Annotated in this window: 23 protein-coding genes and 1 other RNA gene; 13 read left to right on the top strand and 11 right to left on the bottom strand. The window is 52.7% G+C overall.

Annotation, left to right across the window (positions count from 1 at the left end; all coding sequences use genetic code 11):
- Positions 1–56 precede the first annotated feature (56 nt).
- From tdcE to garP, 10 genes are all read right to left on the bottom strand, one after another.
- Positions 57–2,351: a 2-ketobutyrate formate-lyase/pyruvate formate-lyase gene (gene tdcE, locus HVZ37_RS03040; protein WP_181628097.1), complete on the bottom strand. Its 2,295-nt coding sequence runs from the start codon at positions 2,349–2,351 to the stop codon at positions 57–59.
- A 33-nt stretch (positions 2,352–2,384) separates the two neighbouring features.
- Entirely contained in the window at positions 2,385–3,593 is a 1,209-nt protein-coding gene (gene tdcD / locus HVZ37_RS03035) for a propionate kinase (RefSeq protein WP_044255841.1), read from the bottom strand.
- A 31-nt stretch (positions 3,594–3,624) separates the two neighbouring features.
- On the bottom strand, positions 3,625–4,956 hold the full coding sequence (gene tdcC, locus HVZ37_RS03030) for a threonine/serine transporter TdcC (RefSeq protein ID WP_042998241.1): 1,332 nt from the start codon (positions 4,954–4,956) through the stop codon (positions 3,625–3,627).
- A gap of 34 nt (positions 4,957–4,990) precedes the next feature.
- The gene (gene tdcB / locus HVZ37_RS03025) at positions 4,991–5,980 is read right to left on the bottom strand and encodes a bifunctional threonine ammonia-lyase/L-serine ammonia-lyase TdcB (protein ID WP_042998242.1); all 990 of its coding nucleotides are present in this window, start codon (positions 5,978–5,980) and stop codon (positions 4,991–4,993) included.
- A 99-nt stretch (positions 5,981–6,079) separates the two neighbouring features.
- A complete protein-coding gene (gene tdcA / locus HVZ37_RS03020; RefSeq protein WP_044255844.1) occupies positions 6,080–7,018 on the bottom strand; it encodes a transcriptional regulator TdcA in 939 nt (312 codons plus the stop codon).
- 918 nt (positions 7,019–7,936) lie between these two features.
- An RNA gene (gene rnpB / locus HVZ37_RS03015) (RNase P RNA component class A) lies at positions 7,937–8,313 on the bottom strand.
- A gap of 32 nt (positions 8,314–8,345) precedes the next feature.
- Positions 8,346–9,491 carry a glycerate 2-kinase gene (gene garK / locus HVZ37_RS03010; protein ID WP_042998244.1) on the bottom strand — a complete coding sequence of 382 codons (1,146 nt, stop codon included), beginning with the start codon at positions 9,489–9,491 and terminating at the stop codon, positions 8,346–8,348.
- A 97-nt stretch (positions 9,492–9,588) separates the two neighbouring features.
- Complete coding sequence (garR, locus tag HVZ37_RS03005) at positions 9,589–10,479, bottom strand: 2-hydroxy-3-oxopropionate reductase (protein ID WP_042325204.1); 891 nt, start codon at positions 10,477–10,479, stop codon at positions 9,589–9,591.
- Between the two features lie 29 nt (positions 10,480–10,508).
- Positions 10,509–11,279, bottom strand: a complete 771-nt coding sequence (garL, locus tag HVZ37_RS03000; protein WP_042998245.1) for a 2-dehydro-3-deoxyglucarate aldolase — start codon at positions 11,277–11,279, stop codon at positions 10,509–10,511.
- A 28-nt stretch (positions 11,280–11,307) separates the two neighbouring features.
- Positions 11,308–12,642: a galactarate/glucarate/glycerate transporter GarP gene (garP, locus tag HVZ37_RS02995; protein WP_044267514.1), complete on the bottom strand. Its 1,335-nt coding sequence runs from the start codon at positions 12,640–12,642 to the stop codon at positions 11,308–11,310.
- A gap of 382 nt (positions 12,643–13,024) precedes the next feature.
- On the opposite strand from garP, the gene garD reads away from it, so the two are divergent.
- Positions 13,025–14,596, top strand: a complete 1,572-nt coding sequence (gene garD, locus HVZ37_RS02990) for a galactarate dehydratase (RefSeq protein ID WP_156595673.1) — start codon at positions 13,025–13,027, stop codon at positions 14,594–14,596.
- Positions 14,597–14,648: 52 nt separating this feature from the next.
- Here the strand turns inward: garD and HVZ37_RS02985 are convergent, their stop codons facing one another.
- Positions 14,649–15,458, bottom strand: a complete 810-nt coding sequence (locus tag HVZ37_RS02985) for a DeoR family transcriptional regulator (RefSeq protein WP_181628096.1) — start codon at positions 15,456–15,458, stop codon at positions 14,649–14,651.
- Positions 15,459–15,727: 269 nt separating this feature from the next.
- On the opposite strand from HVZ37_RS02985, the gene kbaZ reads away from it, so the two are divergent.
- The 12 genes from kbaZ (at position 15,728) to HVZ37_RS02925 (ending at position 26,155) form a co-directional block, all read left to right on the top strand.
- Positions 15,728–17,005 carry a tagatose-bisphosphate aldolase subunit KbaZ gene (gene kbaZ, locus HVZ37_RS02980; protein ID WP_230324063.1) on the top strand — a complete coding sequence of 426 codons (1,278 nt, stop codon included), beginning with the start codon at positions 15,728–15,730 and terminating at the stop codon, positions 17,003–17,005.
- Positions 17,006–17,024: 19 nt separating this feature from the next.
- Complete coding sequence (agaV, locus tag HVZ37_RS02975; RefSeq protein WP_181628094.1) at positions 17,025–17,498, top strand: PTS N-acetylgalactosamine transporter subunit IIB; 474 nt, start codon at positions 17,025–17,027, stop codon at positions 17,496–17,498.
- Positions 17,499–17,508: 10 nt separating this feature from the next.
- Positions 17,509–18,288, top strand: a complete 780-nt coding sequence (gene agaW, locus HVZ37_RS02970; protein WP_042998256.1) for a PTS N-acetylgalactosamine transporter subunit IIC — start codon at positions 17,509–17,511, stop codon at positions 18,286–18,288.
- Entirely contained in the window at positions 18,278–19,156 is an 879-nt protein-coding gene (agaE, locus tag HVZ37_RS02965; RefSeq protein WP_044267503.1) for a PTS N-acetylgalactosamine transporter subunit IID, read from the top strand. Before agaW ends, agaE begins: the two co-directional genes overlap by 11 nt.
- 16 nt (positions 19,157–19,172) lie before the next feature.
- The gene (agaF, locus tag HVZ37_RS02960; protein WP_042325173.1) at positions 19,173–19,607 is read left to right on the top strand and encodes a PTS galactosamine/N-acetylgalactosamine transporter subunit IIA; all 435 of its coding nucleotides are present in this window, start codon (positions 19,173–19,175) and stop codon (positions 19,605–19,607) included.
- Positions 19,604–20,737, top strand: coding sequence for an N-acetylglucosamine-6-phosphate deacetylase (gene nagA, locus HVZ37_RS02955; RefSeq protein WP_181628093.1), 1,134 nt, complete (start codon positions 19,604–19,606; stop codon positions 20,735–20,737). Before agaF ends, nagA begins: the two co-directional genes overlap by 4 nt.
- Positions 20,738–21,032: 295 nt before the next feature.
- Positions 21,033–22,187, top strand: a complete 1,155-nt coding sequence (locus tag HVZ37_RS02950; protein WP_104445737.1) for an AgaS family sugar isomerase — start codon at positions 21,033–21,035, stop codon at positions 22,185–22,187.
- Between the two features lie 12 nt (positions 22,188–22,199).
- Entirely contained in the window at positions 22,200–23,075 is an 876-nt protein-coding gene (kbaY, locus tag HVZ37_RS02945; protein ID WP_044267500.1) for a tagatose-bisphosphate aldolase subunit KbaY, read from the top strand.
- 188 nt (positions 23,076–23,263) lie between these two features.
- Positions 23,264–23,740 carry a PTS galactosamine transporter subunit IIB gene (gene agaB / locus HVZ37_RS02940; protein WP_042998261.1) on the top strand — a complete coding sequence of 159 codons (477 nt, stop codon included), beginning with the start codon at positions 23,264–23,266 and terminating at the stop codon, positions 23,738–23,740.
- Between the two features lie 54 nt (positions 23,741–23,794).
- Positions 23,795–24,601, top strand: a complete 807-nt coding sequence (gene agaC / locus HVZ37_RS02935; protein WP_054176904.1) for a PTS galactosamine transporter subunit IIC — start codon at positions 23,795–23,797, stop codon at positions 24,599–24,601.
- Entirely contained in the window at positions 24,591–25,382 is a 792-nt protein-coding gene (gene agaD / locus HVZ37_RS02930) for a PTS galactosamine transporter subunit IID (protein ID WP_042998263.1), read from the top strand. Before agaC ends, agaD begins: the two co-directional genes overlap by 11 nt.
- 53 nt (positions 25,383–25,435) lie before the next feature.
- The gene (locus HVZ37_RS02925; RefSeq protein WP_125339392.1) at positions 25,436–26,155 is read left to right on the top strand and encodes a galactosamine-6-phosphate isomerase; all 720 of its coding nucleotides are present in this window, start codon (positions 25,436–25,438) and stop codon (positions 26,153–26,155) included.
- Positions 26,156–26,200 lie beyond the last annotated feature (45 nt).

Below are 26,200 nucleotides of genomic sequence, written 5' to 3'. Positions count from 1 at the left end.
ACCAGGTTTTCATACGCATAGTGAATCGGGGCGACCCGCAGACCGCCCCGATAACGTTACATCGCCTGGGTGAAAGTACGCGAAATGACGTCCTGCTGCTGCTCACGGGTGAGCGCGTTGAAGCGCACAGCGTAGCCGGAGACGCGGATCGTCAGGTTCGGATAGTTTTCCGGATGTTCAATGGCATCCAGTAACATCTCCTTGTTCATTACGTTAACGTTCAGGTGCTGACCGCCTTCCACGTTCGCTTCATGGTGGAAGTAACCATCCAGCAGCCCGACCAGGTTGGTTTTTCGCACCGGATCCTCTTTGCCGAGTGCCGCAGGCACAATCGAGAAGGTGTACGAAATCCCGTCCTTCGCGTAAGTGAACGGCAGTTTCGCCACGGAAGTCAGCGAGGCGACAGCGCCTTTACGGTCACGCCCGTGCATCGGGTTAGCGCCCGGCGCAAATGGCGTTCCCGCGCGGCGTCCATCCGGGGTATTGCCGGTTTTCTGTCCGTACACCACGTTGGAGGTAATAGTCAGAATCGACTGCGTCGGTACCGCGTTCCGGTAGGTCGGCAACACTTTAATTTTCTTCATAAAGCGTTCAACCAGATCGCAGGCAATGCTATCCACGCGCTCATCATTATTGCCGTACTGTGGATATTCCCCTTCAATCACGAAATCGACCGCCAGCCCGTTATGGTCGCGAACCGGTTTCACCGTCGCGTACTTAATTGCAGAGAGCGAATCCGCCGCTACCGACAGTCCGGCAATCCCGCACGCCATCGTGCGATAGACGTCACGATCGTGCAGCGCCATCAGCGACGCTTCGTAACTGTACTTATCGTGCATGTAATGGATGATGTTCAGTGCGCTGATGTACTGCACCGCCAGCCAGTCCATAAAGTGGTCCAGACTGTCCATCACCGTGTCGTAGTCCAGCACGTCGTCCAGCAACGGCGCGGTTTTCGGCCCCACCTGGATTTTCAGCTTCTCATCCACCCCACCGTTGATTGCGTACAGCAGCGTTTTGGCAAGATTGGCGCGCGCCCCGAAGAACTGCATCTGCTTACCGATAACCATCGGACTCACGCAGCAGGCGATCGCATAGTCGTCGCTGTTAAAGTCGGTCCGCATCAGATCGTCGTTTTCATATTGCAGTGACGAGGTGACGATAGAGACCTGTGCGGCATACTTTTTAAACGCGACTGGCAACGCTTCTGACCACAGCACGGTGAGGTTTGGCTCCGGTGCCGGCCCCATCGTGTGCAGCGTATGCAGATAGCGGAAGGAGTTTTTGGTCACCAGCGTGCGACCATCCAGCCCCATCCCGCCGATCACTTCGGTCGCCCAGATCGGATCGCCGGAGAACAGCGTGTCAAACTCCGGCGTACGCAGGAAACGCACCATCCGGATCTTCATGATGAAGTGGTCGATCAACTCCTGCGCCTGTTGCTCTGTCAGGATACCGGCATTGAAATCGCGCTCAATATAGATATCGAGGAACGATGCGGTGCGGCCCAGCGACATCGCGCCGCCGTTTTGCGATTTCACCGCCGCCAGATAGGCAAAGTAGACCCACTGTACCGCCTCCTGCGCATTACGCGCCGGGCGAGAGATATCACAGCCATATTTCGCCGCCATCTCCTGCATTTGCAGCAACGCGCGACGGTGCTCCGCCAGCTCTTCACGCAGGCGAATCGTGGCTTCCAGATTCTGTCCCCACTCCAGATTTGACTGGAGATCGGCGAACTGCAGCTCACGCTCACGCACCAGATAGCGGATGCCGTACAGCGCCACGCGACGATAATCACCGATAATGCGCCCACGACCATAACCGTCCGGCAAACCGGTCAGCACACCGGATTTACGGCAGCGCAGCATGTCCGGAGAATAGACGTCAAAAACGCCCTGGTTGTGGGTTTTACGCAGTTCGGTGAACAGGTACGCGAAGTTCGGATCCATCTCACGACCATAAGCATCGAACGAGCTTTTGATCATGTTGACGCCGCCAAACGGATGCAGCGCACGTTTCAGCGGTTTATCCGTTTGCAGGCCGACAATCTTCTCCAGTTCCTGCTCAATGTAACCCGCATCGTGCGCAGTAATCGTGGTCGCAATATTGGTATCGAAATCGACCGGCGCATGGGTCGCGTTTTCGATACGAATGCCCGCCATCACCTTTTCCCACAATGCCGTAGTGGCAGGCGTTGCATCAGCAAGGAAGGATTCATCCCCTTCATAAGGCGTATAGTTGTGCTGAATAAAATCACGGACATTAATTTCTTCTTTCCAGTCCGTACCTTTAAAGCCAAGCCATGCTTCGGCATACAGCATATCGCTGGTATCGATATCTACCTTCATGAAAAATAATCTCTCTACAGAACAACAAATAAATTAGGCGTATTCCACGGCTGCGTTAATGCGGCCTAATTGAATCGCATCGAGCGCAATCATTTTTTCTTCGTTCGTCGGTATTACGGCGCAAATAACCCGGGCATCAGGGGTGGAAATAATGCGCTCGCCATGAGAATTCGGCAGGTTATTTCGGTCGCTGTCGATATTCACTCCCAATACCGTCAGATGCTCAACCACCAGACGACGAATTAATACTGAGTTCTCACCAATACCGCCAGTGAAAATAATGCCGTCCAGACGGTGTAACGAAGCGGCATGTCCGGCAATATGACGGGCAATGCGGTGAACAAAGGTTTTAATTGCCAGCTGTGCGCGCTCGTGTCCTTCATGCCAGGCTTTTTCCAGCACCCTTAAGTCGGACGACAGGCCAGAAATCCCGAGCAGACCGGACTCTTTGTTCACTACCCGCTCCAGATCGCTCAGAGTCTGTTGGGTTTCACTGGCGACCCACGCCATCGCGCCGAAGTCCACGTCGCCACTACGCGTGCCCATCATCAGCCCTTCCAGCGGCGTCATCCCCATTGACGTGTCGACGCTGTGACCATTACGGACGGCACAAATTGACGCACCGTTGCCGAGGTGGGCAATCACCAGGCCGGAGTCCTGTTCAGACAGCGCAAGCAGTTCATGCGCGCGTTGAGAAACATAGCGGTGCGACGTTCCGTGGAAGCCGTAACGCCGCACGCCCAGCTCTTCGAAATACTTCCACGGCAGGCCATACAGGTAAGCTTCTGGTGCCATGGTCTGATGGAAGCTGGTATCAAACACCGCCACCTGCGTGACGCCGGGGAACAGATGCTGTGCGGATTCAATCCCGCTCAGATTGGCGTAATTATGTAATGGTGCCAGTGGTGAAACACGGCGAATATTGTCAATGACCTCATCAGTAATAATTGCTGACTCGGTAAAAATATTTCCGCCGTGGGCAATACGGTGGCCAATTAAGGCCACGCTGTCATTTAAATTACGTTTTTCCAGTTCAAACACAATCGCCTTTAATGCGCCTTCGTAGCTGTGGTGAGCCAGCGTCACTGGCTCACCTCCATTTACCGATAAGAACGCATTTTCCGAGTTAATACCATCCGCAATGCCTGCCATTAATACGTCGCAGTTATTTGCATCCAGTACTGAAAACTTAATTGAAGACGATCCACAATTAATAACCAGAACTATCGGAAACTCATTCATTTCACTACTCCGCTCATCCTGAGCTTAAGGATTAAAACAGTTTGTACACGATGTTCAGAATGGTCAGCAGACCGATGACGGTGACAAACACGTTATCCAGACGACCGCGATATTTCGCCAGTGACGGTGCCTTACGAATGGCATACATCGGCAGCAGGCACAGCAGTGAGGCAATAATCGGCGCACCCATCGCTTCAATCAGGTCCAGAATGTTCGGGTTGGCGTAAGCCACAATCCAGGTGGACCCCATGATGAAGATCATGCTGATGGTGTTGAGTTTGCCGGAGGAAACCTTCGTTTTATCGCCTTTGTAACCGAACTTCAGCACCAGACCATTCAGCCCTTCCAGCGTGCCCAGGTAGTGACCGAAGAAGGATTTGAAGATGGCAACCAGCGCAATAATCGAGGCGCCATATTCCAGCACGATGGCGAAAGTCGACTTCGTTCCGGACAGGGAAGCGAAGTGGTTTGCCAGATAAGACAGTACCGGAATGTTCTGTGCTTTCGCATCTGCCATGTTTGCCGGAGAGAGCGTGAACAGGCAGCTAAAGGCGAAGAACATAACCACAGCGACCATCAGCATGCTGGCGCGAGAGATGATCTGAGAACATTTCTGCTCGGTGTATTCACGGCCAAAATCTTTCTCATATTCTTCACGTTTAGAGACCACGAAAGACGAAACGATCGGCGAGAAGTTGAACGAGAACACCATGATGGAAATCCCCAGCCACACGGTGACAAGAATGCCATCGTGACCGGTTAAGGCGATATTACTGATATCGACCTGGTCGATCACCGCAGAGTTCCAGTAAGGGATCAGCGACAGCGAGATCAGCACCAGGCTGGCAATGAACGGCCATACCAGGTAGCTCATCACTTTAACCATCAGATCCTTACCAAACCAGATAACGAACGCCATCAGCAGCAGCAGGAACAGCGCCACAAAACCACGGTTCAGCGCCGGCAACTGTAACTGGTTTTCCCAGAACGTCATGAACGTGTTGGTAATGGTGACGCCATAAATCCACAGCAGCGGACAAATCGCGAAGAAATAGAGGAACGTGATGACCACGCCGCCCGTCTTACCAAAGTGCTCTTCAACCGTTTCCGTGATGTTGCCGGACGGGTTTGACCCGGACAGACACAGACGCGCCAGCGCACGGTGGCAATAAAAAGCGATGGGGTACGCCAGTACCAACATCAAAAGAATGGGGATTAAGCCGCCAAATCCTGCGCGGATGGGGAAGAACAACACCCCGGCGCCGATGGCTGTACCAAATAAACCCAGTGTCCAGGTGGTGTCTGATTTACGCCAGGACGACTGTTTTGTCTGGCTGGATACAATGCTGTCAGAAGTACTCATATCCTATCCTCAACGAAGAGATTAATAGCCGGATTTACGCGTCTGCTAAACCCGTAATTTGCGATACACGAGAAAGATCGATATTGCCGCCAGAAATAATGCTGACCGTTTTTCTGTTCTGGATATAGGCATCTAATTTCCCGCTTAATAAAGCAGCACATGCCAGTGCACCAGCACCTTCTGTCACCACTTTGTTGCGTTGAATTAAAGCAATCATGCTGTTACGAATTTCGTCTTCGCTGACCAGGACAATGTCATCCACTAATTCACGCACAATTTCGTAAGTTAATTTACCCGGGCGGGAAACATCACAACCATCCGCCAGGGTGCCGGTCGTTCGGTGCGTGGTTATTTCTCCAGCCTGATAAGACGCCGCCATGCCGTGTACGTTTTCAGACTGCACACCAATCACTTTAATGGTCGGGTTAATAGATTTAATGGCAATAGCAATACCGGCGATTAAACCGCCGCCGCCGATAGGAACAATCACGTTATCGACGTCATACAGGTCTTCCATAATTTCCAGACCGATAGTACCCTGGCCGGCAATCACTTTCGGATCGTCATAAGGCGGGATAAAAATACGCCCTTCCATTTCGACAATCTCACTGACTTTGGCGATAGTGTCATTGAAGTTATCGCCGTGCAGCACTACTTCCGCCGAGTAGTCACAGGTGGCGGCCACTTTCGATTTCGGCGCCCCCTTCGGCATCACCACTTTGCCATCAATACCCAGCATCGCGCAGGAGAGAGAAACCCCTTGAGCGTGGTTACCCGCTGAACAAGCGACAACGCCTTTACGTTTTTCCGCATCCGTCAATGAACTGAGTTTGTTAAATGCGCCACGAATTTTAAATGAGCCGGTACGCTGCATGTTTTCAAACTTAAGGAATATTTCCCCTTTGCAGCGCTCACTAAAATAGTTTGAGCGAGGCATGCCTGTTTTATATATTTTCCCCGCCAGTCGTTTTTTTGCTTCGAGGATATCTTCAATGGCAACCGGGAGATCGTAAGTAATGTGCATTGTAACCTCTTACCTGATAGTAAAGTAATAGATAGCCGTAACCAACGTCTGATATTAAGAACGATGGTATGAATTGAGGATTAAATTAAATTTAATCGGTTAGTTAATTTCAATTAATTGCTTTCGTCTGCAACCTTTATAAGATGAATACTCTTTGGCTAATTCAACCAAAACCGATGCGGCTTTTTTAATACGATAGTTTTTTGACCATATTGCGGCATAGCGAGCAATGGGTAACGATTCTTCCACAGGGAGAGTAATAAACTGGTTCGAACCAAAGGGTGCGGCCATATCGCACGGAATCACTGTCAGAAAATTAGCATTGAGAACAAGATTGTAAATGGTCACAACGGAGTCGGTTTTAACGATGTTTTCGATGCTAATGCCATTTCTTTGCAGGGTGGTGAGGAGTTCGCTGTAGTAGCCCATATTCGTTTGTGGCAACACCCACTGTTCGTTCTGCAACGATTCCAGTGTGGTGGTGCCGGTGCATGTTCGGGACTTATTCGCCACCAGCACGAACTCCGACTCAAAAAGCGGTTCGACGTGCAGATCCTGCAATTTCATTTCATCGCTGAGCGTACCAATCGCAAAGTCCAGTCGCCCGTCGCGGATCGCCGGCAGGAATGAGGAGAGTTGCGCCTCATACATGGAGACCTGTGATTTTGGGTAGACCTCTTTGAACTTCTGGATCATATCGGACATAAAGGTAAAGCCAATCAGCGAAGGAAACCCGAATGAGATATCAACCACCGTGTTGTCGGTCATGCTGTTCATCTCATTCACCATGTTCTTCATCTCACGGGTGATGGATTCGGACCATGAGAGTAAAACCTGCCCAGCCTGAGTTAAGGTGACGCCGGTATTTTTGCGAACCACCAACTCAACGCCAAAATAAGCTTCAATATCGTTAATAATTTTACTAACAGCTGGCTGAGTTAACCCTAACTCTTTTGCCGCAGAACCGATAGAACCGCTTCTGATTACTTCCTGAAAGACCACCAACTGCTGTGTTTTTGGGAGAGCAAACGTATTCATATCGACCTGCGTTAATAACCTTGTTGACGGCGTGAAGTGTAACAAATTACATGAAGCAGGATATGTGCGACCACTCACAAATTGCCTTCACCTATATTTCAAGTGGTTATTTGTAAATAAATAAACCTTTTGTATTCAATTAGTTATATAAACATCATGTCACTTTAGTCTGATTTTTGTCAAAAAAATAGGGGGGGATAACAATATTTTATGGCGATAACACGCGTTATTTTCCCCTCATATCTAAAAATGAGGAATGACGATATTTCAAGCAATTATCGTGCAGTTAATGGTCAATTTGTTCATTAAATTTAATGCGCAATCCCTCAAATTTAATTATGTTTAAAACATAAATTGGATTAAATAATGTTATACATCACATTTTTTAGCCCTGTTTGTTTATAAATAAACATTGAATTTATCAATAATTAAATATATACACACAAACAATTATCATTCACAACAATATATTAACACTGAGTTTCTCTGTTTTTGTAGCGCGTAATTTTGTGAAGTCGATCGATTGCTTTTTGTTTCTATCGAGATATTCATAGAAAGTAGCGTTTTGTGTTGGCTGTCACATAACAAGAAATTTCTTAATAGCCGCAGGTTCCAGAACGCTGCCGGATGGCGATGCGACGTATCTTATCCGCCCTACAGGTCCCCGTTCCCCTTCACCGTTCACAGACCTGATAAGCAAAGCGTCATGACCGGTAAGCCGCTTTCTTCCAGGTATAGCGTCGTGGACAGTCATTCATCTACATCATCTGCAAAGCAAAAACCCGCCGAAGCGGGTTTCTACATGAAAGTGGTGAAGCTGACCGGTAAGCCGCTTTCTTTCAGGTGTAGCGTCGTGGACAGTCATTCATCTACATTATCTACAAAGCAAAACCCCGCCTGGTGGCGGGGTTCTTAAAGTGGTGAAGCTGACCGATAAGCCGGGTTCTGTCGTGGACAGTCATTCATCTAGGCCAGCAATCGCTCACTGGCTCAAGCAGCCTACCCGGGTTCAGTACGGGCCGTACCTTATGAACCCCTATTTGGCCTTGCTCCGGGTGGAGTTTACCGTGCCACGGACTGTTACCAGCCGCGCGGTGCGCTCTTACCGCACCCTTTCACCCTTACCTGATCCCACTTGCGTGGGCCATCGGCGGTTTGCTCTCTGTTGCACTGGTCGTGGGTTTCCCCCCCAGGCGTTACCTGGCACCCTGCCCTATGGAGCCCGGACTTTCCTCCCCTCCGCCTGTCTCCCCCGAAAGGGACGACGACGAAGCGGCGACTGTCTGGTCAGCTTCGGCGCGCAGTATAGAGGGTTTGCACGCCCTTGTCACCCTGCACTGCGCATTCCCACCGCCAGCGTCGCCGCAATGTTTCGCGACGCCCGGTAAATGTTGTCAAATGCGCCGCGAAAGGCCTCTTCCAGCGTGCCAATACTGGTCAATACGCTGAATACAGCATCGATACCATATTGATGCACCACGCCGACATCCCGCGTCAGACTGCCCGCAATGCCAATCACCGGCTTGTGGTATTTCTTCGCCACGTTAGCCACGCCCACCGGCACTTTGCCGTGAATGCTCTGGCTGTCGATGCGCCCTTCACCGGTAACAACCAGCGTACAGTCGTGAATATGCTCTTCCAGATTAAGCGCCTGGGTGACGATCTCAATCCCGCTTTTCAACTCCGCGCCGAGGAATGCCATCAGCGCAGCCCCCATGCCGCCCGCCGCACCTGCGCCTGGGACGTTTTTCACATCCACACCCAGTGATTTTTTAATAATATCCGCGTAGTGAGCCAGATTGCGGTCCAGTTCGAGGATCAGCGGTTCCGTCGCCCCTTTTTGCGGGCCAAAGATCCGAGAAGCTCCCTGTTCGCCCACCAGCGGATTGGTCACATCACAAGCAACGCGAATAGCACAATGTTTAATGCGCGGATCCAGACCAGACACATCAATGGTATTGAGAGTGTTCAGACTACCGCCGCCGTAGCCAATTTCAGTTCCGTTGGCATCACACAGCTTCGCGCCCAGCGCCTGAACCATCCCGGCACCGCCGTCATTGGTCGCGCTCCCGCCAATGCCGATAATAATATTGCTCGCCCCACTGTCCAGCGCCTGCAAAATAAGCTCCCCGGTGCCGCGCGAAGTGGTAATCAGGGGGTTACGTTTTTCGGGGGGGACCAGCGCCAGTCCGCTGGCGGCCGCCATTTCAATAAACGCGGTCTTTCCATCGCCTGACATGCCCCAGTTGGCATTCACTTTTTCACCCAGCGGTCCGGTCACCAGAGCGGAATGTGCAGAACCGTGTGTGGCGGCAATCATGGCTTCAACCGTCCCCTCACCCCCATCGGCGACCGGAACGGAAACATACTGCGCATCGGGGAAAATTTCCCGAAATCCTTTTTCTATCGCCTGCGCTACCTCAGTAGCAGAAAGGCTTTCTTTATAAGAGTCTGGGGCAATTACGATTTTCATGATGATCGCCTGTTACTGCACAACGCCGGATGGCGCTTTACTTATCCGGCCTACAATCCAGGCCCGGATCGCGATACGCCATCCGGGCGCAAGGTCATTAGCGAGTGACTTCCACTTTCGCCAGTTTTTCGTAATAGCATGCCAGAGCACTGTGGTCGGCGGTTCCCAGGCCATCAGCACGCAGCGCCTGCATCATCTCCATAACAGCCGCGGTCAGCGGAAGCTGAGCACCAACACCGTGAGACGTATCCAGCGCGTTTGCCAGATCTTTAATGTGCAGATCGATACGGAAACCCGGCTTGAAGTTACGATCCATCACCATCGGCGCTTTCGCATCCAGGACGGTGCTGCCTGCCAGACCACCACGGATCGCCTGATAAACCAGATCCGGGTTTACGCCGGCTTTGGTTGCCAGGGTCAGCGCTTCAGACATCGCGGCAATGTTCAGCGCCACAATCACCTGGTTCGCCAGTTTGGTGACGTTCCCCGCCCCGATATCACCGGTATGAACAACAGACCCCGCCATCGCTTTCAGCAGATCGTAGTATTTATCGAAAATCGCTTTGTCGCCGCCAACCATCACCGACAACGTGCCGTCGATCGCCTTCGGCTCACCGCCGCTCACCGGCGCGTCCAGCATATCGATGCCCTTAGCTTTCAGCGCGTCGCTGATCTCACGGCTCGCCAGCGGCGCGATGGAGCTCATATCGATCAGCACCGTCCCCGGTTTCGCCCCTTCGATAATGCCGCCTTCGCCCAGCGCAACCTCTTTCACATGCGGAGAGTTTGGCAGCATGGTGATGATCACATCACACTGCTCAGCAATCGCTTTGGCGTTAGACGCGGTTTCTGCACCTGCCGCGATAACGTCAGCGATCGCTTCAGGATTACGGTCAGAAACCACCAGCGAGTAACCTGCTTTCAGGAGGTTTTTACTCATTGGTTTACCCATGATACCCAGGCCAATAAAACCAACTTTCATCGTCATATCAATTATCTCTCTTGTGTCGGTGGTGGTTATTTCTTAAAGGAATCAGCCAGTTTCTGCGTGGCGGAACGGAACACGCCCAGGTCGCTGCCGACAGCAACAAACGTGGCCCCCCATTCCAGATAGCGACGGGCGTCGGCATCAACCGGTGCCAGAATGCCGCTCGGTTTGCCGTGCGCTTTCGCCCGGGCAAAGATGTGCTGAATGGCTTTCTGCACCTCAGGATGAGAGGCATTGCCGAGGTGGCCTAACGCCGCAGCCAGATCGCTTGGACCAACGAAAATACCGTCGACACCTTCGGTGGCGGCGATAGCATCGACGTTATCCACGCCCTGCTGGCTCTCAATCTGCACAATGATGGTGATGTTTTTGTTGGACTGCGCGAAGTAATCCGGGACGGTGCCAAACATGTTGGCGCGATGCGATACGGACACGCCACGGATCCCTTCAGGCGGATAGCGCGTCGACGCAACGGCGTTCACTGCCTCTTCTTCTGTTTCAACAAACGGAATCAGAAAGTTGTAAAAACCGATATCCAGCAGACGTTTAATAATCACCGGCTCATTGGTCGGTACACGCACCACTGGCGCGCTGGAACTGCCTTTCAACGCCATCAGTTGTGGAATAAAGGTGGAGACATCATTTGGCGCATGCTCGCCATCCAACACCAGCCAGTCGAAGCCCGCCAGTCCTAAGACTTCGGTACTGATGGGGCTTGCCAGCGCTGACCAGCAACCAATCTGAATCTGATGCGCAGCCAGCGCTGCTTTGAACTTGTTCGGGAAGATGTCGTTATTCATCACTTTTACCTTGTCACTTAACCGTTAATTATTTCTGCAGTTCCATACGTTTAATGTCACCGACAATAAACAGGTAACACACCATTGCCATCAGCGCGGAACAGCCAACGAATACCAGCGCGGCGTTGAAGGAATGCAGTTCACTTACCAGGTAACCGATAACCAGTGGCGTTACGATAGATGCCACGTTGCCAAAGACGTTAAATACCCCGCCACACAGGCCCACAATCTCTTTCGGCGCGGTGTCCGAAATCACCGGCCAGCCCAGTGCGCCAAATCCTTTACCAAAGAAGGCCAGCGCCATCAGCGTCACCACCAGCGCGGTGTTGTCGGTGTAGTTGCACAAAATGATGGTGGAAGCCAGCAGCATTCCCAGCACAATTGGCAGCTTACGCGCAACGGTGATAGAAAAACCGCGCTTAATCAGATAGTCCGAGAACACGCCGCCCAGTACGCCGCCAGCGAAACCACATAGCGCCGGAATCGAAGCCACCAGACCCACTTTCAGGATCGACATTCCTTTTTCCTGAACCAGATAAATCGGGAACCAGGTCAGGAAGAACCAGGTGATCGTGTTGATGAAATACTGTCCAAAGAACACGCCAAGCATCATGCGGTTGGTCAATAACTGCTTGATGTAATGCAGTTTTGGACCACTTGCCACGGCGCTGCCCGGTTTTTTGTGGTCCATATCCACGACCGCACCGTTTTCAGAGATGAACTTCAACTCTTCTGCGGACATCCGCGGGTGATCGGTGGGGTTATGAATCAGTTTGACCCACAGCGCCGTCAGGACAAATCCAATCACGCCCATCACAGTGAAGACGTGCTCCCAGCCCCAGGCAAAGGTCAACCAGCCCAGCAGCGGCGAGAACAGTGCCAGTGAAAAATACTGAGCAGAGTTAAAGATTGCCGACGCGGTTCCACGCTCTTTGGTCGGGAACCAGGCCGCAACAATACGGGCGTTTGCCGGGAACGAAGGCGCTTCCGAGAAACCCAACATAAAGCGCATAAAGAACATGGAAACCCCGGCCCAGGCCAGCGGGAACATATCCACGAAGCCTTGCAGGAAGGTGAACAGCGACCAGAAAAACAGGCTCCAGGTGTACACTTTTTTCGAACCAAACTTATCGAGCAGCCAGCCGCCGGGGATTTGCATCAGTAGGTATGCCCAGCCAAAGGCAGAGAAGATGTAGCCCATTGACACAGCACTCAGCTGCAACTCTTTGGCGACTTCGGTACCGGCAATGGATAGCGTCGCCCGGTCCGCGTAGTTAACCGCTGTAACAATAAAAATTATCAGCAGAATTAAATAGCGGGTATGCGTACCTTTCTTTTTTTCTACAACGGTATCCAGGATCATTTTATTTACCTCAGGCACTTAAGCAGACACATTTATTATTATTTATTGATGACAGACGCTATCACTTATTAATAAATACAGATACTCATTTCGTGATTCAGTATAATCAGGCAGAGAGCATTACGCATTGTGCAGATGCTCATTAACGATGCTAATTACAAATAATATCTTGAGCAAATGCACATAACGCTGGGCGCTGATGCACATATTTACGCTTTACCGCCCCTGATAGCCGGGCTTTCACCATAACGAGTGATCTGGATCACATTCTTATTTTTGAACTCCTGACATCCTTATTTCACGACAGGTCTTCCTTATTTTAATAATCAGATTCGCAGAATCTTTCTATATTATTATCACCCCGGTTGGAGAATACTGGACAATGGCCAACATCGACATCAGACAAGAATCGCCGAGCGCATTTTATATAAAGGTCCACGAAACAGATAATGTGGCGATCATTGTTAATGACAATGGTTTGAAAGCCGGGACGCGATTCCCGGATGGACTGGAGCTGATTGAACATATTCCACAGGGACATAAAGTCGCGCTGGTGGATATTCCGGTTCATGGTGAAATCATACGTTACGGTGAAGTGATCGGCTACGCCGTGCGCGACATTCCGCGCGGAAGCTGGATTGATGAATCCATGGTTGAGCTACCGACAGCGCCGCCGTTGAACACGCTGCCACTGGCGACCAAAGTTCCGGAACCGCTGCCGCCGCTGGAAGGCTATACCTTTGAAGGCTACCGCAACGCCGATGGCAGCGTAGGCACCAAGAATCTGCTCGGCATCACCACCAGCGTGCACTGTGTGGCGGGTGTGGTGGATTATGTCGTCAAAATCATTGAGCGCGATCTGCTGCCTAAATACCCGAACGTCGATGGTGTGGTCGGACTTAACCACCTGTACGGTTGCGGCGTGGCAATTAACGCGCCGGCAGCTGTGGTGCCGATCCGCACCATCCATAACATCTCGCTGAACCCAAACTTTGGCGGCGAAGTGATGGTCATTGGCCTGGGCTGTGAAAAACTGCAGCCGGAACGTTTACTGGAAGGTACTGACGATGTGCAAAGTATTCCGGTCGACAGCGCCAGCATCGTCAGCCTTCAGGACGAAAAGCATGTGGGCTTCCGTTCCATGGTCGATGATATCCTGCAGGTCGCTGAGCGCCATCTGGTTAAACTGAATCTGCGCCAGCGCGAAACCTGCCCGGCCTCTGAACTGGTTGTCGGCATGCAGTGCGGCGGCAGCGATGCGTTTTCCGGCGTGACGGCAAACCCGGCAGTGGGCTACGCCTCTGACCTGCTGGTACGCTGCGGCGCCACGGTGATGTTCTCCGAAGTCACCGAAGTGCGTGATGCGATTCATCTGCTGACGCCGCGCACCATCAACGAAGAGGTAGGTAAACGTCTGCTGGAAGAGATGGCCTGGTACGACAACTATCTCGATATGGGAAAAACCGATCGCAGCGCTAACCCCTCTCCGGGTAACAAAAAAGGTGGTCTGGCGAATGTGGTGGAAAAAGCGCTGGGCTCAATTGCGAAATCCGGTAAAAGCGCGATTGTCGAAGTGCTCTCTCCGGGTCAGCGCCCGACCAAACGCGGTCTGATTTATGCCGCAACGCCCGCCAGCGATTTTGTCTGCGGCACACAGCAGGTCGCGTCCGGGATCACCGTTCAGGTGTTCACCACGGGTCGCGGTACCCCCTATGGCCTGATGGCCGTGCCGGTGATTAAGATGGCAACCCGTACCGAACTGGCAAATCGCTGGTACGATTTAATGGATATCAATGCGGGTACCATCGCCACGGGTGAAGAGACCATTGAGGAAGTCGGTCAGAAGCTGTTCGAATTTATTCTCGATGTCGCCAGTGGCCGAAAGAAAACCTTTTCCGATCAATGGGGACTGCATAATCAGTTGGCCGTCTTTAACCCGGCACCAGTGACCTGATAGCAAAAAAGCCGGACAGGCGAATCCCTGTCCGGCTTGTCAGTAGCCTTCCTTATACCTGCACAAGGATAACTTCCACCCCGCTCTTACGCAGACCTTCCAGGCTTTCTGGTAGAATATTTTCATCCACAATAATCATATCGATATGTTGCGTATCAATAATTTTATGCAGGCTCGAGCGGTTAAATTTACTGGAGTCAGTGACCACGATAATCCGTTCCGCCACTTCACACATCCGACGATTTAGCCGGGCTTCGTCTTCGTTATGAGTACTGACGCCTCGCTCTAAATCAATGGCGTCGACGCCCAGAAACAGCATATCGAAGTGATAATTCTGCAACGACTGCTCGGCCTGGTCGCCATAAAACGACTGCGACTGACGACGCAGATGACCACCGGTCATTAACAATTCCACGCCGTCTGCTTCCAGTAAGGCATTGGCGACGTTCATCCCATTGGTCATTGCAATCACATCGCTATGCTGACGCATCAGGCGCGCAATCTCATAGGTCGTGGTACCGGAGTCCAGGATCACGCGGTGACCCGGTTTGATCAACTCCACGGCCGCTTTGGCGATACTGCGTTTCACTGCCGTGTTCAGTGAGCTTTTATCTTCGACGGAAGGCTCCGCACCTGGCGTATTACTGTCGCAAATCAATGCGCCGCCATAGGCGCGAACGGCGATCCCCTGCTTTTCCAGGAACGCCAGATCGTTGCGGATCGTCACCGTGGAAACGCCAAACAATCCCGAAAGATCGTTCACCTGTACGCTTCCTTGCTGCCGCAACCGCTGGATAATTTGCTCACGCCTTTCGCTGGTGCCTGACACCCGCTTGTCTCCAGAAGCATCAGTATTGCTCATAAGAAATCCTTTGGCTAATTCTTTCGTTTCATTTCGTTTCACCTATTAACGCCTTTCTTTTATCGGAATGCAAGCCGAAAAAAGCCGACCTGAGGGGCGAAAAACCCCGCTTAATGCTTTCATTATGTTTCTTTTGTGAAACAGATCGGAAAACTATTATCTTTCGTTTTATTTTTATAAGACCATGATGCAGTATCAAGTGAAACAAAACGAAAGATCGCATGTCGCAGTTATCTGACCTGGAGAGGAAAGTGAAACATCTGACTGATATGGTGGAACAGCATAAACGCGGTAAGGCAAACGGAATTTACGCCGTTTGTTCCGCGCATCCGTTGGTGCTGGAATCCGCAATACGTTACGCACAGGCAAATCACTCGCCGCTGCTGATTGAAGCAACCTCAAATCAGGTTGACCAGTTTGGCGGTTACACGGGCATGACCCCAGCCGATTTTCGCCATTTTGTCTGCCAATTGGCCGACTCACTTAATTTCCCTCAGGAGCAACTGATTCTGGGGGCCGACCACCTCGGCCCTAACCGTTGGCAAAACCTGGCCGCAGAACCGGCAATGACCAATGCCGACGAACTGATCAGAAGCTATGTCGCCGCCGGATTCAAAAAAATCCACCTTGATTGCAGCATGTCCTGCCAGGGCGATCCCGTGCCATTGACCGATGCCATCGTCGCGGAACGTGCCGTGCGTCTGGCGAAGATTGCCGAAGAGACCTGCATTGCTCATTTTGGCGAGTCTGATCTGGTTTATGTGATTGGCACTGAAGTGCCGGTACCGGGCGGAGCCCATGAGACGCTCACCGAACTGGCTGTCACCACGCCTGAGGCCGCACGAGCGACACTGGAAGCCCATCGTCACGCCTTTGAAAAGCAGGGACTCAATGCCATCTGGCCCCGTATCATCGCGCTGGTGGTACAACCCGGCGTTGAGTTCGACCATACCCACATCATTGATTATCAGCCACAAAAAGCCGTCGCGTTAAGCAAGATGGTGGAAGCGTATGACACGCTGGTTTTTGAGGCGCACTCCACGGACTACCAGACGCCACAGTCGCTGCGCCAGTTAGTGAAAGATCACTTTGCCATCCTGAAAGTCGGCCCGGCCCTGACCTTCGCCCTGCGCGAAGCGCTGTTCTCGCTGGCCGCCATTGAGGAAGAGTTACTCCCGGCAAAAGCCTGTTCCGACCTGCGTCATGTCCTTGAAAGCGTCATGCTCGATCGTCCGGAATACTGGCAGAGCCACTACCACGGCGATGGCAATACCCGCCGTCTGGCGCGGGGCTACAGCTATTCCGATCGTGTTCGTTACTACTGGCCAGACAGCCAGATTGATGAGGCGTTTGAACGACTGGTGCGCAATCTGGCGGATGAGCCGATTCCCCTGCCGCTCATTAGCCAGTATCTGCCGTTACAGTACGTGAAAGTGCGCGAGGGAGATCTCAATGCCACACCGCGAGAACTCATCATCAACCATATTCAGGACATACTGCAGCAGTACCATGCCGCCTGCCAGGGCGTAACGTCCCAAAACGGATAACAAAAAAGAGGAACACGCTATGCCAAATATTGTACTCAGCCGTATCGACGAAAGGCTTATTCATGGCCAGGTCGGGGTGCAGTGGGTCGGGTTTGCGGGGGCGAATCTGGTCCTGGTCGCCAACGATGAGGTGGCGGAAGACACTGTGCAACAGAACCTGATGGAGATGGTGCTGGCAGAAGGGATCGCCGTGCGCTTCTGGTCGCTGCAAAAAGTGATCGACAACATTCACCGCGCCGCCGACCGACAGAAAATTTTGCTGGTCTGCAAGTCCCCCGCTGATTTCCTCAGGCTGGTCGAAGGTGGGGTGCCTGTGACACGCATCAACGTTGGCAATATGCACTACGCCAATGGCAAACAGCAGATTGCCAAAACGGTCTCTGTCGACTCGACCGATATTGCGGCGTTTAACGGCCTGAAAGCTGCCGGGGTGGAATGCTTTGTTCAGGGCGTTCCGACAGAACCCGCGCAGGATCTCTTTAAACTCATCTGAGGCCTTCACCATGGAAATTAGTCTGTTACAGGCTTTTGCATTAGGTATCCTCGCCTTTATTGCCGGCCTGGATATGTTCAACGGATTAACACACATGCACCGCCCGGTGGTGCTTGGGCCGCTGGTCGGCCTGATTCTGGGCGATCTGCATACCGGTATTTTAACCGGCGGTACGCTGGAACTGGTGTGGATGGGACTCGCACCGCTGGCAGGCGCGCAACCGCCAAACGTCATTATCGGCACTATCGTGGGTACGACGTTCGCCATTACAACTGGGGTGAAACCGGATGTCGCCGTGGGCGTCGCCGTGCCGTTTGCCGTGGCGGTGCAGATGGGGATTACGTTCCTGTTCTCCGTGATGTCCGGGGTGATGTCCCGCTGCGATCGCATGGCGGCGAATGCCGACACCGCCGGTATTGAACGGGTCAACTATCTGGCGTTACTGGCACTGGGGATTTTCTATTTTCTGTGTGCGTTTCTGCCGATTTACTTCGGTGCAGAGCACGCGAAAACGGCCATTGATGTTCTGCCGGAACGGCTGATTGACGGTCTCGGCGTCGCAGGCGGCATCATGCCAGCCATCGGCTTTGCCGTACTGCTGAAAATCATGATGAAAAACGTCTATATCCCTTACTTTATCATCGGCTTCGTGGGAGCCGCATGGCTCAAACTGCCGGTACTGGCGATCGCCGCTGCGGCACTGGCCATGGCGCTGATCGACCTACTGCGTAAATCTCCAGAACCGACGCAATCTGCGGCCCAGAAAGAGGAATTCGAAGATGGCATCTAATCAACAAACGCTTCCGACTGTTTCCGACAGCGACGAAACGCTACTTTCCGGCGTAAACGAAAACATCTATGAAGATCAGAGTATTGGCGCAGAGCTGACCAAAAAAGATATCAACCGGGTGGCCTGGCGTTCCATGCTGTTGCAGGCGTCGTTTAACTACGAACGTATGCAGGCTTCCGGGTGGCTGTACGGGCTGCTGCCTGCGCTGAAAAAGATCCACACCAATAAACGCGATCTGGCGCGCGCCATGAAAGGCCACATGGGTTTCTTCAATACCCACCCCTTCCTGGTGACGTTTGTCATTGGCATCATTCTGGCGATGGAGCGCTCAAAACAGGACGTTAACAGCATTCAGAGCACCAAAATTGCCGTTGGCGCGCCGCTTGGCGGGATTGGCGATGCGATGTTCTGGCTGACGCTGTTGCCTATTTGCGGCGGCATTGGGGCCAGTCTGGCCTTACAGGGTTCCATCCTCGGCGCAGTGGTCTTTATTGTGTTATTTAACGTGGTGCATCTGGGTCTGCGTTTTGGCCTGGCGCACTATGCTTATCGTATGGGGGTCGCCGCCATTCCGCTCATCAAGGCCAATACGAAGAAAGTGGGCCACGCGGCATCTATCGTCGGGATGACGGTCATTGGCGCACTCGTGGCGACCTATGTGCGTCTGAATACCACGCTCGAAATCAAGGCGGGTGATGCGGTCGTTAAGCTCCAGGCAGACGTTATCGACAAACTGATGCCCGCTTTTTTACCGCTGGTCTATACCCTGACGATGTTCTGGTTAGTCCGTCGCGGCTGGAGTCCGCTGCGCCTCATCGGTATCACCGTGGTACTGGGCGTCGTCGGCAAGTTCTGTCACTTCCTGTAAAGCAAAGAGGTCTTCGATGTTAGGTATTATTTTGACGGGGCACGGTGGGTTTGCCAGCGGTATGGAAAAAGCGATGAAACAGATCCTCGGCGAGCAGTCGCAGTTTATCGCCATCGACTTTCCGGAAACCTCCACCACTGCGCTGCTCACCTCGCAGCTTGAGCAGGCGATTGAACAACTAGACGGCGAGGAAGATATCGTTTTCCTGACCGACCTGCTTGGCGGCACGCCGTTTCGCGTCGCCTCTACGCTGGCGATGCTGAAACCAGGCCGGGAAGTGATCACTGGCACCAACCTGCAATTGCTGCTGGAGATGGTGCTGGATCGCGAAGGACTCAGCAGCGAAGCATTTCGTGTGCAGGCGCTGGAGTGCGGGCATCGCGGCCTGACCAGCCTGGTCGATGAGCTGGGGCGTTGTCGCGAGGAGCACCCCATCGAGGAAGGAATATGACGCAGGTTTTGCGCGCCAGACGCCTGCTCACCGGGCAGGGCTGGCTGGACGATCATCAGTTGCGCGTTGAAGAAGGCATCATCACGGCCATCGAGCCGATTGCTCCGGGCATCACCGTGCGCGACGCCGAGCTACTGTGTCCCGCTTATATTGACACCCACGTCCACGGTGGCGCGGGGGTCGATGTGATGGACGATGAACCGGACGCACTGGACAAGCTGGCGATGCACAAAGCACGTGAAGGGGTTGCCAGTTGGCTCCCCACCACCGTCACCGCGCCGCTGAAGACGATTCACCGCGCGCTGGAGCGCATCGCTCAACGCTGTTATTCCGGCGGGCCTGGCGCCCAGGTGCTCGGAAGTTATCTGGAAGGGCCCTACTTCACGCCGCAGAATAAAGGTGCCCATCCCCCGGAGCTGTTTCGCGAGCTGGACCTCACGGAACTTGATGAGCTGGTCGCCATGTCACGACAGACCCTGCGGGTGGTGGCGCTGGCACCGGAAAAACCGGGCGCCTTGCAGGCGATTCACCATCTCAGGCAACAGGGTATACGGGTGATGCTGGGGCATAGCGCGGCAAGTTGGGCGCAAACCCAAGCCGCCTTTGACGCAGGCGCGAGCGGACTTGTGCACTGCTACAACGGTATGACCGGACTCCATCACCGTGAACCAGGAATGGTTGGCGCAGGACTCACCGATCCACGCGCGTGGCTGGAGCTCATCGCCGACGGGCACCACGTCCATCCGGCCGCCATGAAGCTCTGTTGCTGCTGTGCCAAAGAGAGGCTAGTGCTGATCACCGATGCGATGCAGGCCGCCGGTATGCCCGACGGAAACTACACGCTGTGCGGTGAAAAGGTCGACATGCATGGCGGAATCGTGCGAACCGCATCGGGTAGCCTGGCAGGCAGTACGTTGTCGGTAGATGCGGCAGTGCGCAATATGGTTGAACTGACAGGAATCGCCCCTGAGGAGGCGATCCATATGGCCTCGCTCCATCCAGCGCAACTGCTGGGGATCGACAGCCACTTAGGATCGTTAGCCGTGGGCAAACGTGCCAACATGATCGCTCTCAATGGCGGACTGCATTTACAACAGATCTGGATTCAGGGTCAGCGCCTCCCCCTTTGACCCTTTTTTTCTCCAGGGCCTTCGATCATGAATCGTAAGGCCTTTCTTTTCCTTTCGCTTAAGAAAACCCTCACCTCAGAACCTTCAGAGAGAATTATTACAGATCAATAAGATAAAAACGCTCTCCGTACAATCGATCACACTTTTCGTTTTATTTCATTTCGCATCATTGAACTTTCGATTTCTTTCCTATAGATTTTAATCAATCGATCATGTGAACAAGTGAAACGAAACGAAAGATAGCGACATTTTGCCAGCGTCTGATGTGGAATTCACAAGACTAAGGACTTACGATATGCCAGAAACCTATACCCCTGCAGCGGCAACCACCGGAACCTGGACTGAAGAAGAGATCCGCCAGCAGCCTGCCAGTTGGATCCGATCGCTGACGAACATTGACGCGATACGTACCACGATCGACAACTTTCTTGCGCCACTACTGCGTAAAGACGATCTGCGGATCGTGCTGACCGGGGCAGGTACCTCGGCATTCATTGGCGAGATCATCTCTCCCTGGCTTGCCAGCCACACGGGGCAAAACATCAGCGCCGTTCCGACCACCGATCTGGTCACCAATCCGATGGATTATCTGAATCCGGCGCATCCGCTGCTGCTGGTCTCGTTTGCCCGTTCCGGCAATAGCCCGGAAAGCGTCGCCGCAGTGGAACTGGCAAACCAGTTCGTCCCTGAGTGCTATCACCTTTCGATCACCTGCAATGAAGCGGGCAGCCTGTACCAGAACGCGGTGGCAAGCGATAACGCTTTTGCTCTGCTGATGCCGGCAGAAACACACGATCGCGGTTTTGCGATGACCAGCAGTATTACCACCATGATGGCCAGTTGCCTGGCGGTGTTCGCACCGAAACTCATCAACAGCCAGACCTTCCGCGACGTCGCGGATCGCTGCCAGACGATCCTGTCCTCACTAGGTGATTTCAGCCACGGCGTGTTTGGCAATGAAAACTGGAAACGGATCGTCTACCTCGGCAGCGGCGGATTGCAGGGTGCCGCGCGTGAATCGGCCCTGAAAGTCCTGGAACTGACCGCCGGTAAGCTGGCGGCATTTTACGATTCTCCAACCGGTTTCCGTCATGGACCGAAATCACTGGTGGATAACGAAACGCTGATCGTGGTGTATATCTCCAGCCACCCTTACACCCGGCAGTACGATCTCGATCTGCTGGCAGAGCTGCGTCGCGATGATCAGGCCATGCGCGTTGTTGCCATTGCAGCCGAAAGCGATTCCATTATCGAAGCCGGCCCGCACATTTTGCTGCCGTCTGCGCGTCATTTCATCGATACCGAACTGGCATTCTGCTACCTGATGTATGCCCAGGTCTTTGCGCTCACCCAGTCCATTGCGGTCGGTAATACGCCGGATACCCCTTCCCGCAGCGGTACGGTCAACCGCGTGGTGCAGGGCGTCGTTATTCACCCGTGGCAGGCTTAAGAGGATCCGATCATGAGTATCATTTCCACGAAGTATCTCTTACAGGATGCCCAGGCAAAAGGCTACGCCGTTCCGGCCTTCAACATCCATAATGCCGAGACGATCCAGGCGATCCTCGAAGTGTGTAGCGAAATGCAATCACCGGTGATCCTCGCCGGTACGCCAGGCACCTTTAAACATATCGCGCTGGAAGAGCTTTACGCGCTGTGCACCGCCTACTCCACCACCTACGGCATGCCGCTGGCGCTGCATCTCGATCATCATGAATCGCTGGACGACATTCGCCATAAAGTGAACGCAGGAGTGCGCAGCGCCATGATCGACGGTAGCCATTTTCCGTTTGAAGAAAACGTGAAGCTGGTGAAATCGGTGGTGGATTTCTGCCACGCCCGCGATTGCAGCGTCGAAGCGGAGCTGGGGCGACTGGGTGGCGTCGAAGATGACATGAGCGTTGACGCAGAAAGCGCCTTTCTGACCGATCCGCAGGAGGCCAAACGCTTTGTTGAGCTGACCGGCGTCGACAGCCTTGCCGTCGCGATCGGTACCGCGCACGGCCTGTACACCAAAAAGCCGAAAATCGATTTCCAGCGTCTGGCTGAAATTCGTGAAGTGGTGGATATTCCGCTGGTGCTACATGGCGCGAGCGATGTGCCTGACGAGTACGTGCGCCGCACGATAGAACTGGGCGTCTGTAAGGTTAACGTCGCCACTGAACTGAAAATTGCCTTTGCCGATGCCGTGAAAGCGTGGTTTGCCGACAACCCACAGGGCAACGATCCGCGCTACTACATGCGCGTCGGTATGGATGCAATGAAAGAAGTCGTGAGAAGTAAAATCAATGTCTGTGGATCGGCCAATAAACTTTTAGTCGACCACGAGTTATCGTAAGCGAGTCGGCTTTATCATCACTACACAAAAGCGCTATCTGATTAATATCAGGTAGCGCTTTCTGGCCAAATAGCGGAGGAGAATAACGAGATTACATCACGCTGAATTAATTAATGAATGCGATACGGTAAGAATAATATATTTCAACAAGTTCAGTCATTCAATTATTTTATGGTGAGGATTTAAGTATGAGCAGTCCAAATATCCTGTTAACGCGTATTGATAACCGACTGGTGCATGGTCAGGTAGGTGTCACCTGGACATCAACGATCGGTGCCAATCTGCTGGTCGTCGTGGATGATGATGTCGCTCAGGATGAGATTCAGCAGAAATTAATGAGCATCACCGCAGAAACCTACGGTTTCGGTATCCGCTTCTTCTCTATAGAAAAAACTATCAATGTCATCGGTAAAGCAGCGCCGCATCAGAAGATTTTCCTGATTTGCCGCACCCCGCAAACAGTCAGAAAGCTGCTCGAAGGCGGTATCACGCTTAACGACGTGAATGTCGGCAATATGCACTTCTCAGAAGGCAAAAAGCAGATCAGCAGTAAAGTTTATGTCAATGAGCAGGACCTTAATGATCTGCAGTTCATTAAGAAACATGGCGTAAACATTTTTATTCAGGATGTCCCTGGCGATCAAAAAGAAGCGATCCCGGAGTAAATAACAAGCCAACGTTTTCATAGTAAAGGGACTTATTTATATGAGGTGTTTACAATGAATGAAATAACGCTTTTACAAGGGATATCCCTCGCGGCACTAGTCTTCTTTCTGGGAATCGATTTTTGGCTGGAAGCCTTGTTTTTATTCAGACCAATTATTGTCTGTACGCTCACTGGCGCCATTCTTGGCGACATTCATATTGGTTTGATCACCGGCGGTCTGACCGAACTGGCTTTTGCTGGTTTGACGCCCGCCGGCGGCGTACAACCGCCAAACCCAATCATGGCAGGATTGATGACCACGGTGATCGCCTGGTCTACCGGCGTGGATGCCAAAACCGCCATCGGCCTTGGCCTGCCGTTCAGTCTGCTGATGCAATATGTGATTCTGTTCTTCTATTCCGCTTTTTCCCTGTTTATGTCCAGAGCCGACAACTGCGCAAAAGAAGCCAACACCCGCGCATTTGCCCGTCTGAACTGGCTAACGACGCTGATTGTCGCCTGCTCTTACGCGATTATCGCGTTTCTGTGTACCTATCTGGCGCAGGGTGCCATGCAGGCGCTGGTGAAAGCCATGCCCGCCTGGCTTACTCATGGTTTTGAAGTCGCGGGCGGTATTCTGCCTGCCGTTGGTTTTGGTCTGCTGCTGCGCGTGATGTTCAAAGCACAGTACATTCCTTATCTGATCGCCGGCTTCCTTTTTGTCTGCTACATCCAGGTCAACAACCTTCTCCCGGTCGCAGTCCTCGGCGCGGGCTTCGCCGTGTACGAGTTTTTCAATGCCAAAGCTAAACAGCAGGCGCAACCCCAGCCTGCCGCCCATAAAAATGATGATGAAGAGGATTACAGCAATGGGATCTGAAATCAGTAAAAAAGACATTACCCGTCTTGGCTTCCGCTCTTCGCTTCTGCAGGCGAGCTTTAACTATGAAAGGATGCAGGCGGGCGGCTTTACCTGGGCGATGCTGCCGATTCTGAAAAAAATCTATAAAGATGATAAGCCGGGCCTGAGTGCGGCCATGAAAGATCATCTGGAATTTATCAATACCCACCCAAACCTCGTCGGTTTTCTGATGGGGCTGCTTATCTCCATGGAAGAGAAAGGAGAAAACCGCGACACCATTAAAGGCCTGAAAGTGGCGCTGTTTGGCCCTATTGCCGGGATTGGTGATGCCATTTTCTGGTTCACTTTGCTGCCGATCATGGCGGGGATCTGCTCCTCTTTCGCCAGCCAGGGCAATTTGCTGGGGCCGATTCTGTTCTTCGCCGTTTATCTGATGATCTTTTTCCTGCGCGTCGGCTGGACTCACGTCGGCTATTCGGTTGGGGTAAAAGCCATTGATAAGGTGAGGGAAAACTCGCAGATGATCGCCCGCTCGGCGACCATCCTCGGGATCACGGTGATTGGCGGTCTGATCGCGTCTTACGTCCATATTAATGTCGTGACCTCTTTTGCCATCGACAGCACGCACAATGTGGCACTACAAAAGGACTTCTTTGATAAGGTCTTCCCGAACATTTTACCCATGGGCTACACGCTGCTGATGTACTACCTGCTGCGGGTGAAAAAAGCACATCCGGTCTTGTTAATCGGTGTCACCTTTGTGCTTTCTATCGTCTCTTCCGCACTCGGCATTTTGTAAACTGAACGGGGCGCGACAGTACGTGCGCCCCTCGTCAAAAGGATGACTGACCAATGCAATGCATACAGTACTGCGACCACTACGATGCGCTCAGCGATCGCGCCAGCGAACGGTTGATTCAGGTTATACAGGACAAACCTGACGCGACGATTTGCCTGGCGACCGGTGCCACACCTGAACTGACCTATCGTTTCTTTGTCGAGAAAATACAAAAGAATCACGTTGATATCCGAAACGTGACCTTCGTGAAGCTCGATGAATGGGTGGGGATTCCCTTACACACACCGGGTACCTGTGAATCGTTCCTGCAACAGCACATCGTACAACCGCTTAGCCTGCGCCCGGAACAGTTGATCGGCTTTCAGTCGGAAAATATCGATGAGAAAGAGTGCGAACGCGTGACGGATTTGATTGCCCATCGGGGTGGCCTTGATTTATGCGTACTGGGTATCGGCAAAAATGGTCATCTGGGGCTGAACGAGCCGGGAACCGCGCTGGAGCCGTGTTGCCATATCAGCAGGCTTGATGACCAAACGCGCCATCATGACATGCTGAAAACGGCCGGTCGTCCGGTGACACACGGTATCACGCTGGGACTGAAGGAGATCCTCAATGCAAAAGAAATTTTGCTGCTGATTGCCGGGGATGGCAAGCAGGCCGCTGTCGAAAAATACCTGACCGCTACCGTGACGACGGCTGTTCCGGCCTCGTTTTTGTGGCTGCATGACAATACGACATGCTTACTGGATGGCTCGCGTTATTCTGATCGGTAGCCACTCATCTCAGCAGACACGCTACAACTTTGCAGTGTGTCTGCT

This window comes from Citrobacter sp. RHB35-C17, from assembly GCF_013816795.1.
Taxonomy (GTDB): Bacteria; Pseudomonadota; Gammaproteobacteria; order Enterobacterales; family Enterobacteriaceae; genus Citrobacter_A; species Citrobacter_A amalonaticus.
The sequence above is the reverse complement of the archived record's forward strand: the minus strand, read 5'-3'. Positions and strand labels throughout refer to the sequence as shown.